The 14,248-nt window shown below is 63.5% G+C and carries 19 protein-coding genes and 1 tRNA gene; 10 read left to right on the forward strand and 10 right to left on the reverse strand.

Annotation, left to right across the window (positions count from 1 at the left end):
• Positions 1 to 18 precede the first annotated feature (18 nt).
• Positions 19 to 267 carry a DUF6566 family protein gene (locus tag ACOJB8_RS27535; RefSeq protein ID WP_069267560.1) on the forward strand — a complete coding sequence of 83 codons (249 nt, stop codon included), beginning with the start codon at positions 19 to 21 and terminating at the stop codon, positions 265 to 267.
• Here the strand turns inward: ACOJB8_RS27535 and ACOJB8_RS27540 are convergent.
• Complete coding sequence (locus ACOJB8_RS27540; protein ID WP_475015503.1) at positions 264 to 1,190, reverse strand: DnaJ C-terminal domain-containing protein; 927 nt, start codon at positions 1,188 to 1,190, stop codon at positions 264 to 266. The genes ACOJB8_RS27535 and ACOJB8_RS27540 overlap by 4 nt on opposite strands.
• Positions 1,187 to 1,537 carry a hypothetical protein gene (locus ACOJB8_RS27545; protein ID WP_342945656.1) on the reverse strand — a complete coding sequence of 117 codons (351 nt, stop codon included), beginning with the start codon at positions 1,535 to 1,537 and terminating at the stop codon, positions 1,187 to 1,189. Before ACOJB8_RS27545 ends, ACOJB8_RS27540 begins: the two co-directional genes overlap by 4 nt.
• 92 nt (positions 1,538 to 1,629) lie before the next feature.
• Here ACOJB8_RS27545 and ACOJB8_RS27550 point away from each other — a divergent pair, with 92 nt between their 5' ends.
• The 3 genes from ACOJB8_RS27550 (at position 1,630) to ACOJB8_RS27560 (ending at position 2,809) form a co-directional block, all read left to right on the forward strand.
• A complete protein-coding gene (locus ACOJB8_RS27550) occupies positions 1,630 to 1,857 on the forward strand; it encodes a hypothetical protein (protein ID WP_069267558.1) in 228 nt (75 codons plus the stop codon).
• 279 nt (positions 1,858 to 2,136) lie between these two features.
• On the forward strand, positions 2,137 to 2,358 hold the full coding sequence (locus tag ACOJB8_RS27555) for a hypothetical protein (RefSeq protein WP_069267557.1): 222 nt from the start codon (positions 2,137 to 2,139) through the stop codon (positions 2,356 to 2,358).
• Between the two features lie 259 nt (positions 2,359 to 2,617).
• Positions 2,618 to 2,809: a hypothetical protein gene (locus tag ACOJB8_RS27560; RefSeq protein ID WP_141710819.1), complete on the forward strand. Its 192-nt coding sequence runs from the start codon at positions 2,618 to 2,620 to the stop codon at positions 2,807 to 2,809.
• A 211-nt stretch (positions 2,810 to 3,020) separates the two neighbouring features.
• Here ACOJB8_RS27560 and ACOJB8_RS27565 read toward each other — a convergent pair.
• Positions 3,021 to 3,096: transfer RNA gene (locus ACOJB8_RS27565), tRNA-His, on the reverse strand.
• Between the two features lie 88 nt (positions 3,097 to 3,184).
• On the reverse strand, positions 3,185 to 4,186 hold the full coding sequence (gene dusA, locus ACOJB8_RS27570) for a tRNA dihydrouridine(20/20a) synthase DusA (protein ID WP_342945657.1): 1,002 nt from the start codon (positions 4,184 to 4,186) through the stop codon (positions 3,185 to 3,187).
• A gap of 418 nt (positions 4,187 to 4,604) precedes the next feature.
• On the opposite strand from dusA, the gene ACOJB8_RS27575 reads away from it, so the two are divergent.
• Entirely contained in the window at positions 4,605 to 4,877 is a 273-nt protein-coding gene (locus ACOJB8_RS27575; protein ID WP_028204875.1) for a hypothetical protein, read from the forward strand.
• 126 nt (positions 4,878 to 5,003) lie between these two features.
• Here the strand turns inward: ACOJB8_RS27575 and ACOJB8_RS27580 are convergent, their stop codons facing one another.
• Positions 5,004 to 5,246, reverse strand: coding sequence for a hypothetical protein (locus ACOJB8_RS27580; RefSeq protein ID WP_342945658.1), 243 nt, complete (start codon positions 5,244 to 5,246; stop codon positions 5,004 to 5,006).
• Positions 5,247 to 5,429: 183 nt separating this feature from the next.
• Here ACOJB8_RS27580 and ACOJB8_RS27585 point away from each other — a divergent pair, with 183 nt between their 5' ends.
• The 3 genes from ACOJB8_RS27585 (at position 5,430) to ACOJB8_RS27595 (ending at position 8,261) form a co-directional block, all read left to right on the forward strand.
• Positions 5,430 to 6,482 carry an NADP(H)-dependent aldo-keto reductase gene (locus ACOJB8_RS27585; RefSeq protein WP_069267612.1) on the forward strand — a complete coding sequence of 351 codons (1,053 nt, stop codon included), beginning with the start codon at positions 5,430 to 5,432 and terminating at the stop codon, positions 6,480 to 6,482.
• 190 nt (positions 6,483 to 6,672) lie between these two features.
• On the forward strand, positions 6,673 to 7,734 hold the full coding sequence (locus ACOJB8_RS27590) for a permease (RefSeq protein ID WP_069267553.1): 1,062 nt from the start codon (positions 6,673 to 6,675) through the stop codon (positions 7,732 to 7,734).
• 104 nt (positions 7,735 to 7,838) lie between these two features.
• Positions 7,839 to 8,261: a hypothetical protein gene (locus tag ACOJB8_RS27595; protein ID WP_042268617.1), complete on the forward strand. Its 423-nt coding sequence runs from the start codon at positions 7,839 to 7,841 to the stop codon at positions 8,259 to 8,261.
• An 18-nt stretch (positions 8,262 to 8,279) separates the two neighbouring features.
• On the opposite strand, the gene ACOJB8_RS27600 is transcribed toward ACOJB8_RS27595, so the two are convergent.
• Positions 8,280 to 9,116 (reverse strand): ABC transporter permease, encoded by an 837-nt coding sequence (locus ACOJB8_RS27600; RefSeq protein ID WP_133184261.1) that lies wholly within the window; start codon positions 9,114 to 9,116, stop codon positions 8,280 to 8,282.
• A gap of 44 nt (positions 9,117 to 9,160) precedes the next feature.
• The gene (nodI, locus tag ACOJB8_RS27605) at positions 9,161 to 10,075 is read right to left on the reverse strand and encodes a nodulation factor ABC transporter ATP-binding protein NodI (RefSeq protein WP_069267611.1); all 915 of its coding nucleotides are present in this window, start codon (positions 10,073 to 10,075) and stop codon (positions 9,161 to 9,163) included.
• A gap of 321 nt (positions 10,076 to 10,396) precedes the next feature.
• On the opposite strand from nodI, the gene ACOJB8_RS27610 reads away from it, so the two are divergent.
• Positions 10,397 to 10,867 (forward strand): universal stress protein, encoded by a 471-nt coding sequence (locus ACOJB8_RS27610; protein ID WP_069267551.1) that lies wholly within the window; start codon positions 10,397 to 10,399, stop codon positions 10,865 to 10,867.
• A 61-nt stretch (positions 10,868 to 10,928) separates the two neighbouring features.
• Here ACOJB8_RS27610 and ACOJB8_RS27615 read toward each other — a convergent pair whose 3' ends face one another.
• The 3 genes from ACOJB8_RS27615 to lexA form a co-directional block, all read right to left on the reverse strand.
• Positions 10,929 to 11,612: a DUF2939 domain-containing protein gene (locus tag ACOJB8_RS27615; protein WP_342945661.1), complete on the reverse strand. Its 684-nt coding sequence runs from the start codon at positions 11,610 to 11,612 to the stop codon at positions 10,929 to 10,931.
• A 96-nt stretch (positions 11,613 to 11,708) separates the two neighbouring features.
• Positions 11,709 to 12,086 (reverse strand): hypothetical protein, encoded by a 378-nt coding sequence (locus tag ACOJB8_RS27620; RefSeq protein WP_368604199.1) that lies wholly within the window; start codon positions 12,084 to 12,086, stop codon positions 11,709 to 11,711.
• A gap of 64 nt (positions 12,087 to 12,150) precedes the next feature.
• Positions 12,151 to 12,801: a transcriptional repressor LexA gene (gene lexA / locus ACOJB8_RS27625; protein WP_042268621.1), complete on the reverse strand. Its 651-nt coding sequence runs from the start codon at positions 12,799 to 12,801 to the stop codon at positions 12,151 to 12,153.
• A gap of 293 nt (positions 12,802 to 13,094) precedes the next feature.
• On the opposite strand from lexA, the gene ACOJB8_RS27630 reads away from it, so the two are divergent.
• Complete coding sequence (locus ACOJB8_RS27630; protein WP_368604200.1) at positions 13,095 to 14,153, forward strand: sulfate ABC transporter substrate-binding protein; 1,059 nt, start codon at positions 13,095 to 13,097, stop codon at positions 14,151 to 14,153.
• The last annotated feature ends 95 nt before the right edge of the window (positions 14,154 to 14,248 follow it).

The following is a 14,248-nucleotide window of genomic DNA, read 5'->3' on the forward strand; positions in this document are numbered from 1 at the left end:
AAGACGGAAGAGGCGAGCATGGAGCCGAAGGGCATCGACATGGGCGACTACCAGGAGCGCTACAAGGACTACGATATTGAAGTCGCAGTCGAGCAGGTGCTCACGGGCGTGAAGGCGCACTATCGTGTGCTGAAGGACGATACGATCGTGGAGGACTGGCAGCTCGTGCCTATCACGCGCCTCTGGTCCACCGAGCACGCGGCGGCCGAGGCGGGCTTCGAAGCGGCGCGCGCGTGGATCGATGCGCGCGGCACGCAAGCGAGCTAGCGTTTGCCTTGCGAACTCGCGCTGGGCGACTGGCTTGCCCGGCGCGCTGCATCGGCGAACATGTCGCGTAGTTGCTGGCGCTCGGCCCCGGTCAAATGTGCAGCGGCGGCCGGCATCGTGAGGACCAGGTGCAGCGTGAGGTTGCCGCGCCCGCCGTTGCGGTCCGCGAGTCCAAGACCCGGCAGACGGATCGGCGTGCGCGCATTCGCGTTCGCCGGAATTTTCACGTCGAACGTGCGGCCGAGCACCTTGGCCTGAACGCCGCCGCCTAGCATGGCCGTCACGAAGTCGACTGGAAGCTCGCAAGCGAGATCGAGCCCGTTGCACGTAAAGCCCGGGCCGCAAACGATGGAGACGGAGAAAGTCGCGTCTCCCGGTGGGCCGCCGTTCACGCCGGGGTGCCCGCCGCCGGCCACCACCAGACGCTGACCGTCCCATGCGCCGTGTGGAATTGCGACCACTTCCGACTTGCGCCATGTCTTTACGCCGGTGCCGTGACATTGTTCGCAAAGCGCGCCGCGATCTTCCTGTTCGCACGCGGGACACGGACCTTTGACAGGGTAGTGGGCTTGAACGCCGCCGCCATTGATCGCGACTTCTAGCGGCACGAATAGCTCGACGAGGCAGTGGGCGCCGCGCATGGGCGGCGCCGCGCGACGCTGACGCGGTTGCGCTTCGCCGTTGCGGGTCTTGCCGGCCGGACTCGCGGCGCCAGTTGTCCTCGCCGTTGGCGCGATGCGCCTGCCGCTCAGAATCTCGAAGGCCTCCTGAATGAGCTTGAAGACCGGCTCGACTGCCGCCTCGCGACCCTTGTTGCGGTCGGGGTGGTACTTCGCGCGCAGTTGACGGTAGGCGCGCTTGATTTCTGCCGGGGACGCAGTCTCCGGCAGGTGCAGCCGCCTGTAGTATTGCTCGAAGCTCAAAGACGTTCCCGGGTGTCTCTCGTGCACAGACGCAAATGAGCCCGCAACCCGTGCGGGCTCATTTGTTCACTGCTGAATTCTTTGGGGTGGCTGATGGGACTCGAACCCACGACAACAAGAATCGCAATCGAGTCGGCGAACAGCAAATTCAGGTTAAAAATCAAAGCGCTGTGATTTTGATTTCGGAATATGGCCCACTTTATCGACCCCACACCGGTGTGGGTTTGCGGCGGGGCATTCCGAAATGCTGTCGCTATTTTAGCCGCTCCTCCTAATTTCGTTGCTCTGGTATCCGCACTGAGTCCAAGCCAGTCGGCGAGTTCGTTCGTGGTCAGGTAGTCGCTCATCGATGGCTCTATTCGCTACTTGCCTTGAGTGCGTGGGTTCCAGCGACGTCGGCCATGCTACTATTTCCTTTCAATTTGAAAGGAGACTGCCGATGGGCTGGAACGTGCGTTTTACCGACTACCGTGGTTACGACCTCCATTCGGAAACCCTTGAGTGCCCCAATGAAATGTGGGTATGGCGCGCGAAAGTAAGCAGGGGCCCAGAACGCGAGATCGCTTCGAGTGAAGACCTGAAGACGAGCCACAGGACTCGGGACGATGCCGAAAGCGCCGGGTTCGCTTGGGGGCGCGCGATGGTCGATGAAATCTTGATGGGCTAGGCAAACCTGTTTCACTCGGCGCTCTCGTCGCATCGGAAGGCGCGAGAGCGGCTCGTTCGCCGGCTGCTGCTATGACGCTCCCGCGCGCTTCGCTTGTCGATCTCGGTGTAATAGGCAGTCATTTCCCTGCCGCTATGTGATGGGGGGATTGCCCCAAGTCGCTAAAGGTTGCTGCCACAGCGGCCGTTAACGATTTCCGTGGCGCGTCCACATTCACTTAACGATCTCTAAAAATTCACCCTCGGCGCCGGTGTTAGATTGCAACCGGGAGGAGAGCCAATGAACAATCACGTCATTCGCTACAAGGGATACATCGTCGATTTCACGCCGTTTGATGTTGGCAACGGAGAATTCGGTCCGCGGTGGGCCATCGCAATGGACGATACTGTCTGGGCTGGCAGTGTCCCGTTGTCTAGTGGTCGTTTGATGCATCGCGGTACCTACGAAGAGGCAACAGCAATCGGGAAGCTGCAAGCTTTGCAAATGATTGACCTCGACTAATGCTGCGTGTCAGGTTACGCAATCACTGCGCTGCGTATTGATTTGATTGATCTCGTCGTCGTACTTGGCCATCTCTCTGCTGTTGTCTGGCAGGGATCCGGCAGCGCACGAATGTACTGAACGCTGCCTCGAAAATCCTTGGTCGTTTCCGACGCAAATGTGTGATTAACTTGCTCCCGCTCGCGCCCATGCGAGCGCGCAGCAAGCGAAATCGGTGCAATGGTTCGGGAGAATCATTGCCAGTCGTCGGGGACAGACTTTGGACAAAGTTGACGAGCTCACAACTGCCTACGAGGCTTGGGTTGCGGCACGCGAAGGATTGGCGCGTGATCTGCCGCCGCTGATCCTCGAAAACCCAAACGACGATTTGATACGCGCCCTGATCGCGCGCGAGGTCGCTACCCATCGCCAATTCGTTGCTGCGAAAGAGCGGGCAAACGGCATTACTTAGGCGACGGTTCGAAGGTGTTTCATGCCGGGCTCAGGCTGACGACCCAGGCCAGCTACGCGCACACTCAAAAGATTGCAGCGTCGCATGCGGGATCGCTTTCGCGACCAACCGCTCGCGTCGCTTCGACTTGAATTGCTTGCACCGGCGCTTAAACGGATTCCAGAAAGCAAAAAGCCCAGTTCATCGAACTGGGCTAAGTGCTTGAATTCTTTGGGGTGGCTGATGGGACTCGAACCCACGACGACAGGAATCACAATCCTGGACTCTACCAACTGAGCTACAGCCACCGCTGTTTTCTCAACTAGCGCTGCTTCGAAAGCGGCGTCAATCAAGAAGCAAGATTATATACATACTAAAGTTGCCTTGCCTAGCCCTTTATTCAAGAATTTCGTCCGGAACGCGCAGATATTCGCGGGCCTCGTCGAAGATCGCGAGATCTGCCTTCGCGAGCTTGCGGCTGTCCGAGAGGATGCGGCGCCAGCCGCGCGCGCCGGCCACGCCGCGGTAGAGGCCCAGCGCATGGCGCACGATCGCGCCCAGGTAAGTGCCGCGTGCGATTTCGCTCGCGCAGTACTCGATGAGCTTCGCTTCCACTTCCTCGCGCGTAAGCGCAGCATCGGTCGAGCCATAGAAGCGCGCATCGACGTCGGCGAGCACGTAGGGGTTGTGGTACGCCTCGCGGCCGAGCATCACGCCATCGACGTGCTGTAGATGCTGCTCGACTTCGTCGAGCGTCTTGATGCCGCCGTTGATGATGATTTCGAGCTGCGGGAAGTCGCGCTTGAGCTGGTATGCGTAGTCGTACTTGAGCGGCGGGATCTCGCGGTTTTCCTTCGGGCTCAAGCCCTTCAGGATCGCGTTGCGCGCGTGCACGATGAAAACCTCACAGCCCGCTTCGGCAATCGTGCCGACGAAGTCGCGCACGAACGTATAGTCCTCGACCGTATCCACGCCGATGCGGTGCTTGACCGTAACGGGTACGGATACGACATCGCGCATCGCCTTCACGCAGTCCGCCACCAGTTGCGGTTCGTTCATCAGGCATGCGCCGAACGCGCCGCGCTGCACGCGCTCGGACGGGCAGCCGCAGTTCAGGTTGATCTCGTCGTAGCCCCACTGTTCGCCGAGCTTCGCGGCGCGCGCGAGGTCGTCGGGTTCGCTGCCGCCCAGCTGAAGCGCGACCGGCGCCTCGGCCGGCGTGAACGCGAGATGGCGCGGCACGTCGCCGTGGATGAGGGCGCCCGTCGTCACCATCTCCGTATACAGCCACGTGTGCCGGGAGATGAAGCGATGCAGCGAACGGCAGTGGCGATCGGTCCAGTCCATCATCGGCGCGACAGAAACGCGGCGGGGGCTGGCTTGACGGGTGGCGGACATGGCGATGGGAAACCGGGAAGTAACGGCTGACGTGGGATCAACCTTGCATTTTAACGCATGCGGGCCTGGCTCTTCGTACCCTTTGCGCACTGCGCCAATTTGCCGGATACCTAAGCAGGATGTGCGCCCGATGGCCATTTTCGGACGAAAAACCCTATCTGCGTTATGTAATCCGTCCGCAATTTGCTGCGTCGCGCAAATTTTTTTGAGAGCACTTTTAGGGTCTGTTCGGCGCTCAGCCCCGTCAGATCTGCCTGACAGGATTGTTGTGGAACGGAGAATAGTAAATTCGGATTATCGCGATTATTTTCCGATAGTAGGTGTATACACTGAGTTTCGTTGACGCAGCTCGTGGGCACTGACCTCCCAGGCGCGGCGCCTTCCCGATCCGCAACTGAACCTGATATTGGAGTCCACCATGAAGACCAAACTCATCGCAGCGCTGCTGGTCGCAGCTACCGCTTCTGTTGCCGCTCCGGCGTTCGCCAGCGGCTACGGCCCGGCACCGTTCTATCGCCCGGACGTCGGCGCGCCCGCTTCGCAGCGTGGCCAGAGCGTCCAGACCGTGGCCGCCGAACGCGTCCAGGAACAAGGCGCCCAAACGGCTTACGGCGGTGTCGCCGGCTCGGCTTCGCAGTCGGGCAGCCACGCAAAGGCCACGGGCCCGCAATCGGTTTTCTTCGGCCAGTAAGTCGCGCCGAAGTTTCCGATTCGTTGCTGAGCCGCCCGTGAGTCGGGCGGCCTGAAAGCCGGATGTCGTTGCGACGTCCGGCTTTTTGCTTTTCTGCGGCCGTTCTGTTTCTTTCCCGTGCGCCGCTCAGGAAGCGGCGCGCAGGCGCTTGTCGATCGCTTCGCGAATGCGATCGAAGGCCGCGTCGAAGGCGTTGTCCTGGGTCGGAAAGCGGCCAGCGGCGATGCCGTCGACCGGCACGTTGGCGTTTTCGGCGTCTGTGAGGCTCTGGATGATCTGCGTCGAGACGTAAAAACCGGCTTCGTGATCGCCGTCCACGCCGGCTGTCATGTCGAAACCCATATATTCGTAGCTGCGTCGGTTTTCCATGCCGATTTCTCCTCGTAGGCGCACGTGCGGATTCTGGCACGTCTGTCGCCGAGCGGCGCCGCGACCGCCGCGGCGCATTGCGCCACTTGCGGAAGCATGCGGTCGTATTCTGCAACTCCTGAAAAATTTCCCGCGTCGTGGTAGTTTCGGCGCTCCCCAACCGAACTGATGGACAACGTTTCCATGGAATACCGCACACTCGGCGAGACCGACGTCAAGGTGAGCCTGATCGGGCTCGGCACGATGACGTGGGGCGAGCAGAACACGGAGCGCGAGGCGCATGCGCAGATCGACTACGCGCTCGACCAGGGCGTCACGCTGATCGACGCCGCTGAAATGTACCCCGTGCCGCCGCGCCCGGAGACACAGGGACAGACCGAGCGCTTCATCGGAACGTGGCTCGCGCAGCATCGCGCGGCGCGCGAGCGTATCGTGCTCGCCACCAAGATTGCAGGCCCGGCGCGCCAGCCGCACAATCCGCAGCACATTCGCGGGCCGCAGAACCAGTTCGACCGCAAGAACCTGACAGAAGCGCTCGACGGCAGCCTGAAGCGCCTGCAGACGGACTACGTCGACCTGTATCAGCTGCACTGGCCCGATCGCAGCACGATGACGTTCGGCCGCAGCATGTACCCGTATCTCGACGATGCATACACGGTGCCGATCGAGGAAACGCTCAGCGTGCTCGCCGATTTCGTGAAGGCGGGCAAGATCCGCCATATCGGCGTGTCGAACGAAACGCCGTGGGGCGTCGCGCAGTTCCTGCGCGCCGCCGAAAAGCTCGGGCTGCCGCGCATCGTCAGCATCCAGAATCCGTACAGCCTGCTCAACCGGACGTTCGAGAGCGGCCTGTCCGAATTCGCGCACCGCGAAGCCGTGGGCCTGCTCGCGTATTCGCCGCTCGCGTTCGGCTGGCTTTCGGGCAAGTACGAGGGCGGGGCGCGTCCCGAAGGCGCGCGCATCACGCGGTTCGAGCGCTTCAAGCGCTACAGCAAGCCGGAATCGGTGGCCGCAACGACGCGTTACGTGGAACTCGCCCGCGCCCATGGCTACACGCCTGCGCAGTTCGCGCTCGCGTTCGTCAACAGCCGGCCGTTCCTCACCAGCAATCTGATCGGCGCGACCTCGCTCGAGCAGTTGAAGGAAAACATCGCCAGCGCCGACGTCAAGCTCACCCCCGAAGTGCTCGCGCAGATCGACGCGCTGCACGAGCAGCAGCCGAATCCGGCCCCTTAAAGGGAAAGCGGCAAACCGCGCTGTCCCTCACCGGGCCGCGCGGCGTCGCGTGAGGCGCCAACGCAGCAAAGGCGTTGGCGATTCGCAAGGCATACACTACGATCCAGCATGCGCCGCCGGGGCGCCATCACGCCTCGCGTGACGGCGCCCCGTCGGCCGTTCATACGCTCAATCCCGGAGAATTTTTACAATGACGAGCGCACGTCCAGCGCAATCGCCCCCGTCTTACGGCTGGCCCATTTTTATTTTGCTGGCGGTGGCCGGCCTCTTCTACGTGAAGTGGTTCCCGTACTATCACCGCGCATTTACCGCCGAGGAGACGCACTCCATCGGCAAATCGATCCTGATGGGCGGCGCGGCCACCGCCCCCGATCCCTCGTTCTCCGCCGCGCTCGATTACGCCTACGCCTATGGCAAGGCGATCTGGCAGGCCATGGTGCTCGGCCTGCTGCTCGGTTCCGGCGTGCAGGCGCTCCTGCCCGTGCAATGGGTCGCGCGCGTGCTTGGCCGACGCGGCTTCGGCAGCGTCGCGGCGGGCGGCCTGCTCGCCGTGCCCGGCATGATGTGCACCTGCTGCGCCGCGCCCGTGGTCGTGGGCCTGCGCGCGCGCAATGCGTCGGCTGGTGGCGCGATTGCGTTCTGGCTCGGCAACTCCGTGCTCAATCCCGCGACGCTCGTGTTCATGGGCTTCGTGCTCGGCTGGCAGTGGAGTGCGCTGCGTCTCACGCTGGGCCTGCTGATGGTGTTCGGCCTCGGCTGGGTCTGCAACCGGCTCGTGACGCCCGAGGAATCGCGTGCCGCCGACGATCGCCTCGCGCAACTCGCCCAGCAGCAGGCCGAAGGCGGCAACGTCTTCGTGCGCTGGGCGCGCATCTTTGCGCGCATGGCCGTGCGGCTGGTGCCGGAATACATCGTGCTGGTGCTGTTGCTTGGCGCCGCTCGCGCATGGCTGTTCCCGCATATCGGCCCGGAAGTCACGAGCGGCCTTGGCTGGATCGTCACGTTCGCCGTGGTCGGCATGCTGTTCGTGATCCCCACGGCCGGCGAGGTGCCGATCATCCAGGCGATGCTGGCGCTCGGCATGGGTGTGGGTCCCGCGGGCGCGCTGCTGATGACGCTGCCGCCCGTGAGCGTGCCGTCGTTCGCGATGCTGGCGGGCTCGTTCCGGCCGCGCATGCTCGCGGTCGTGGGCACGACGGTGGTGTTCTTCGGCATCGCCGCCGGGCTCGCGGCGGTGGCGCTAGGCTTCTAGGGACGCCGGGACGAGGCAGGCGCCATGCGTTCAGCGTTGGCATTCTTGTAATACGCGGGCGGTTCGCCGTCCGCCACGGAGCGGGCCGCGGCCCGAAAACCAGCATGGCAAAGCAAAAAACCAATCCGAAACTCGAGCAGGCGCTCACGCGCGGCGATCTCGCCATTCGCCAGGCCAATTCGGCACGCGCCACGGCGGTGCTTCGTGCGCTCGGCAAGATGATCGTCGAGGCTTCGGCCACCATCGGCGTCGAGGCGGATACCTCGATCCCCGACGGCGATCGCATCTACGACCCGGCCGACGGTCTCTGGCCGCAGTCGCTGCTGGTCTCGCTCGATGGCCCGGTGGAGGAGTCGGATCCCGAAGAGATCCGCACGGTGCGCTTGCTCGCCCAGACCCAATCGACGATGTTCCGCGTGGAATGGCATCGCGCCGACGGCAAGGTCGGCCGCCAGGAAGGCGGCCCGTTCGCGACGGTCGCGTTTATTTCGGACGTCGATATTCCCTGGGGCGACGACGAGGACTGAACGCCGCGCTATGGGGTGTCAGCGCATCATGCGCCGGCGGAACAGCACGGATGCGATCGCGAACGGCACTACTACGTAGATCGCGAGCACGAGCAGGTGCAGGCCGGCCTGCTCGACAGGCCGGTCGAGCATGGCGGGGCGGATCAACGCAACGGCATGCGCGAGCGGTAGCATCAACGTGATGTGCTGCGCGGCGGCGGGCAGTTGCGCGATCGGAAAGAACACGCCGGAGAGCAGCAGCATCGGCGTGAGCACGAGCGTCTGATAGAACATGAAGAAGTCGTAGGACGGTGCGAGCGCGGTGACGATCATCGCGCAGCTCGCGAAGGCGAGGCCCGCGAGCGCGATCACGGGCAGCGCGAGCAGCATGGAAGGAAAGCTCGCGTAGCCGAGCAGGCCCGCCACCACCATGATCGCAACGCCCGATAGCATCGACTTGCTCGCGGCCCACATCACCTCGCCGAGCACCACGTCGCCGAGCGTGAGCGGCGTGTGCATGATCGCTTCCCAAGTGCGCTGCACGTGCATGCGCGAGAAGCCCGAGTACATCGACTCGAAGCTCGCCGACATCATCACCGAAGACGACACCGTGCCTGCCGCGAGAAACGCGATGTACGAGACGCCGTCGACGTGCCCGACCATCAGCCCGAGCCCGAAGCCCAGACCGAAGAGATAGATCATCGGATCGGCGAGATTGCCGAACATCGACGCGAGGGCGAGCTTGCGCCAGACCAGATAGTTGCGCCGCCACACGGCCATCCAGTGCGTCGCGTTCGAAGGCAGCGCGGCGCGCGGCTCGCGCACGCTCGCATGTTCGGGGCGCGAGGGCGTCGGGTTGTTGGTGCGTGTCTGCATGGTGTCCTTGGCGATTCGTACGCGGGGCGTTGATCCTGCCGCCGTTAATCCTGCATCTCGCGGCCCGTGAGCCGCAGGAACACGTCTTCGAGATTCGCGGGCCGGTGCAGATAGCGCAAATCAGAGCGATGGCGCAGCTTCGCATGGACAGGCGCAGGGTCGTCGACATAACAGAACAGCGTCTCGCCGCTGATCTCGGTGCGCTTCGCGTCGGCCGCAAGTTCATCGCGCAACGCGACCGGGTCCGGTCCGTACACCTCGATCACATCGCAGCCGATCTCCGATTCGATCAGCGCCTTGGGTGCGCCCTCGGCGATCTTGCGGCCTTCCTCGATCACGCAGACCCGATTGCAAAGCCGTTCGGCCTCCTCCATGAAATGCGTGGTGAGGAGAATCGTTTTGCCGCGCGCGAGCAGCGAGCGCAGCCGCTCCCAGATCAGATGCCGTGCCTGTGGATCGAGGCCCGTAGTGGGCTCGTCCATCACAAGCACGTCCGGGTCGTTCACGAGCGCGCGCGCGAGTGTGAGACGTCGGCGCATGCCGCCTGAGAGTTCGCCCACGCGTGCGTCGGCCTTGCTTTCGAGGCGCGCGAATTCGAGCAATGGCGCGACGAGCTCGCGCGTTTCGCGCGCGGACAAGCCGAAGTAGCGGCCGAACACGAGCAGGTTCTCGCGCACGGTGAAGTCGGGGTCGAGATTGTCGAACTGCGGCACCACCCCCACGCGCTGGCGGGCGTGGCGCGCGCGCGCCGGCACCGGCTCGCCGCACAGGCTGATGCGACCCGCATCGGGCGAAACGATGCCGAGCAGCATGCGCAGTGTCGTGGTTTTTCCCGCGCCGTTCGGGCCGAGCAGTCCGAAGCACTCGCCGGGAACGACGTCGAACGACAGGCCGTTGACGACCGTCCTGTCTCCATAATGTTTGATGACCTGCTCGAATTCGATGGCGGGTGCGGGCATGGACCGGTTGAACGTGAGTCGATCGGGCATCGCGCGAGTCGCTCGAAGTACCGAACGAAAAATCGCACGAAACGAGGCGGCCCATTTTAGTGCATTGCTGCGTGGCGGGTCGGGCGTCGCTCACAAGTGTTTTGACGACGCACGAGGTAAATGCATGTCGCGGCAAGCATCCAGCACTGTGCAAGATGCGTGCGCCGATTGGGACGTGCCTGGCGTTTTTCGATGCACACCTGGCGTTTTCCAGCCCTTGCGTGTGGAATTGCGGCGCACCATCATGAGAATCGCACAGCCTGCAAATCACGCGGGCGGGGAGAAGCGATCATGGCGAGCTATAAAAAAATTCTGCTCTGTTACGACGGCTCGCGCGAAGGCCGCAAGGCGCTGCGGTGCGGCGCCGATCTTGCACTCGATCTGCAGGCCGAGACGCACTTGCTCTCGGTCGTCGACATGCGTTCGACGATCGCCCAGAGCGCCGGCCTGTTGACCGACGTGGCCTGCGGCCGCTTCGAGGAAACGGCGCGCGAGATTCTTCAGGAAGGCGTGGACTGGCTAACTGAGCGCGGCGTGCGCGCTCAGGGGCATTTCGCGTTCGGTCATCCGATCGACGAAATCGCGAATCTGGCCAACGAGCTGAATGCCGACCTCGTGGTGGTGGGCCACCGCTGCCGCACAGGGCTCTCGCGTTGGTGGATGGGCGCCGGCAACACGCCGCTGCTCGACCGCGTTTCGTGCAGCATTCTCGTGGCGTGTTCGTCGGCGGCTGAGGAAAAGCAGCAGCAAGCCGCCGCGTAGGGGATCAAGCGGGCCGGCTCGACTGGAACCGGCCTGTTAGCGCTGCCACTGCCGATCTGTCTCAGTTCGAGACGTTTCCTTCGCTTAGCTCGACCGCCGAGAGCTTCCACGAGAAGAGCCCGTGACGCTGCAGAATGGCGGCGTAGTGCTCGCCCGTACTGCCGCGGTCCCACGTGAGCGCGAACTCATTGAGGCCGCGATAGCCCGCCGTGGTCACCGGCCGCGCCTCGGGCGCGGGGGTGCCGGATACGGCCGGGGCCGGTGGCGCGGCGGAGGCGGGTGCCGATTGCGGCGGCTCTGCCGATTGCGCGGATGGCGCGCCGGATTCCGCTGGCGGCGGCGCGTGTGGCCGGTCGCCGGGCTTGCCCGTCGGCGGCATGCCATCGAGCAGGGCGGCCACGCCTTCCGGTGTGGCGTAGGCATCCACGAGCGGACTAATCAGTGCCGCGCCAATTACGGCGCCGAGGATCAGCAACGGATTGCTGCTGTGCTGCCCCTCGACGCGCCGGTGCAGCATCTCGCCCACCTGCTGTTTCAGGCTCAGGCGCAGCGCAGGGTAATCGACGTATTCGTTGAGCGCGACGGCGTCACGCGCGTCGGCCGCGGCTTTCATGTGTTTCACCGCGATATAGGGCGACGCATAGGCGTAGCCGATCGCGGCAACGACCATTGCGACGGCGACCGTGATCGCAACGGGCTTTTTCCAGCCTTGGGTCTTGCGCGGGGTAGAGAGAGATTCCGTCATCGGCATAGGGCAAATCGTTTAAACACGGTGTTGACCGCAAACCGGGCCAAACGATCCCGCCCGTAACCTCTTCTCACATTTGGGCAGCGTTGCTGCTTACTTCGCGAGTGCCGCGGGCAGGTCGCTGTGCTGCTCGGCGATGCAGCGGTCGATTGCGCGGCAAACCGCGTCGACCGTGCCGACTAGGATGAGCCGCGACGGACCCTGATAGACGCGCACGGGCGCGCGGCGCATGGGCTGTTCGGTGTTGAGCGTGCTGTTGAGCGACACGCGCGCAAACGCCGGCTGTGCCGAGGGCAGCACGGGCAGGTCGGCTGCGCTGGCCGCTACCATCTCAGGCGAGTCTTCGAAGAGCGAGCCGCTCAGTGCGGCAGCCGAATCGCGGACTTCGCGGACCGCGCACGAGGCGATTCCACGGAGATGGCGAAGGCGGCCGAATTGGCGGAAGGGCAGCAGGCGGGCAAGACGTTCCATGACTCTCTCCAGGTATGCGCAGATGGTGCGCAAACAATGTGCAAACCGCGCTCAGACGGATTCCTTAGAATTCGGTGGGGCGGATCAGCCCGACCGCGATGCCTTCGAGCGCGAATTCCGCGCTGCCGGCCTCCACGAAAATATTGTCGTAATCGGGGTTCTCGGCGATCAGCTCGAGCCCGTTCGGACGGCGCTTCAGGCGCTTGACGGTCACGTCGTCGCCGAGGCGCGCCACGATGATCTGGCCGTCTTTCGCTTCGGCCTTTTTCTGCACGGCGAGCAGGTCGCCGTCGAGGATGCCGGCGTCGCGCATGGAAAGGCCGCGCACCTTCAACAGGTAGTCGGGGCGGCTCGAGAAGAGCGCCGGGTCGCACATGTAGTTCTGCGAGATGTGCTCCTGCGCGAGGATCGGGCTACCCGCAGCGACGCGGCCGACGAGCGGCAGCGAGAGTTGCATGATGCTCGGGTGCGGGAGCGTGAACTGGTGTGGCAGGTCGTCGGGCCCCGGCACGAGGCGGATGCCGCGCGAGGCGCCCGCAGCCAGTTCGATCACGCCCTTGCGCGCCAGCGCACGCAGATGCTCCTCCGCGGAGTTGGCGGAGCTGAAGCCGAGTTCCGCCGCGATCTCGGCGCGCGTGGGCGGAAAGCCCGTGCGCTCGATGGCCCGGCGAACCAGATCGAAAACCTGCTGCTGTCGTGCGGTGAGTTTGGTCATGGCGCCACTGTATGTTTGAACAGGTAACTGTATTTTTATACAGTACTCGCCACTTTTCAAGTGTTACTTGAAGTTCATCGACTGAACGTTGCCATCAGGCCGTTTTCCCGTGTTTGCGCGGATGAAACCGCGCTCCAACAGCGACTTCCTCTGTCCTTACCACTTTTGCGTATTAAAAAATAAGAAAACATCATTTTTAATAATGTAAGGGGATCGCTAGACTGGCCTCCATCGTTAGCTGCAGTTTCATCAATGAGCGCAAACGAGCACACACGAGAACGGAGAACAGATAGATGGGCACGACACATACGGGGCGCGCGGGCTGGCTGAAAACACTGGCGGCAAAACTGGTCATCGGCGTTGCGCCGCTCGTCGGCGTCACGGCGATGGCGGCTATGGTGCCGCTGGCCGCTCACGCGGATACATCGCTGCTCAACGTCTCCTACGATCCGACGCGCGAGCTGTACCAGGACATCAACGAAGCCTTCATCAAGCAGTGGAAGGCGAAGACGGGCGAAACGCTCACCATCAAACAGTCGCATGGCGGCTCGGGCGCACAGGCGCGCTCGGTGCTCGACGGTCTGCAGGCCGACGTCGCGACGCTCGCGCTGGCATGGGACATCGACGCGCTCGCCAACAAGGGCATCGTCGCGAAGGACTGGCAAAAGCGCCTGCCCGACAACGCCTCGCCATACACGTCGACCATCGTGTTCCTCGTGCGCAAGGGCAACCCCAGGCACATCAAGGACTGGGACGATCTGACCAAGCCGGGTGTCTCGATCGTCACGCCGAATCCGAAAACCTCGGGCGGCGCGCGCTGGAACTATCTCGCGGCGTGGGCGTATGCGCTGCACCAGCCGGGCGGCAACGAGCAGAAGGCGAAGGACTTTGTCACGAAGCTCTACAAGAACGCGGGCGTGCTCGACTCGGGCGCGCGGGGAGCCACGACGAGCTTCGTGCAGCGCGGCATCGGCGATGTGCTGATCGCATGGGAAAACGAAGCATTTCTCTCGCTCAAGGAGTTCGGCCCGGACAAGTTCGAGATCGTGGTGCCTTCGGTGAGCATTCTGGCTGAGCCGCCGGTTGCCGTGGTGGACAAGGTCGTCGACAAGAAGGGCACGCGCAAGGAGGCCGAAGCCTACCTGCAGTTCCTCTATAGCGAAGAGGGCCAGGAGATCGCCGCGAAGAACTTCTACCGTCCGCGTTCGGACAAGGTCCCGGCGGCGCTCACGGCGAAGTTTCCGAAGCTCAAGCTCTACACGGTCGACGACACGTTCGGCGGCTGGCCCAACGCGCAGAAGACGCATTTCGCGGATGGCGGCGTGTTCGATTCGATCTATCAGCCGCAGTAAAGCTGTCGAGCAGTCAAGCAGCAGGCGGTCAAGCAGTAAGCGGTCCGCATAACGACGTGACCGCATAACAACGAAGCGCGCCTACGGGCGCGCTT

The organism is Paraburkholderia sp. BR10141 (assembly GCF_056155635.1).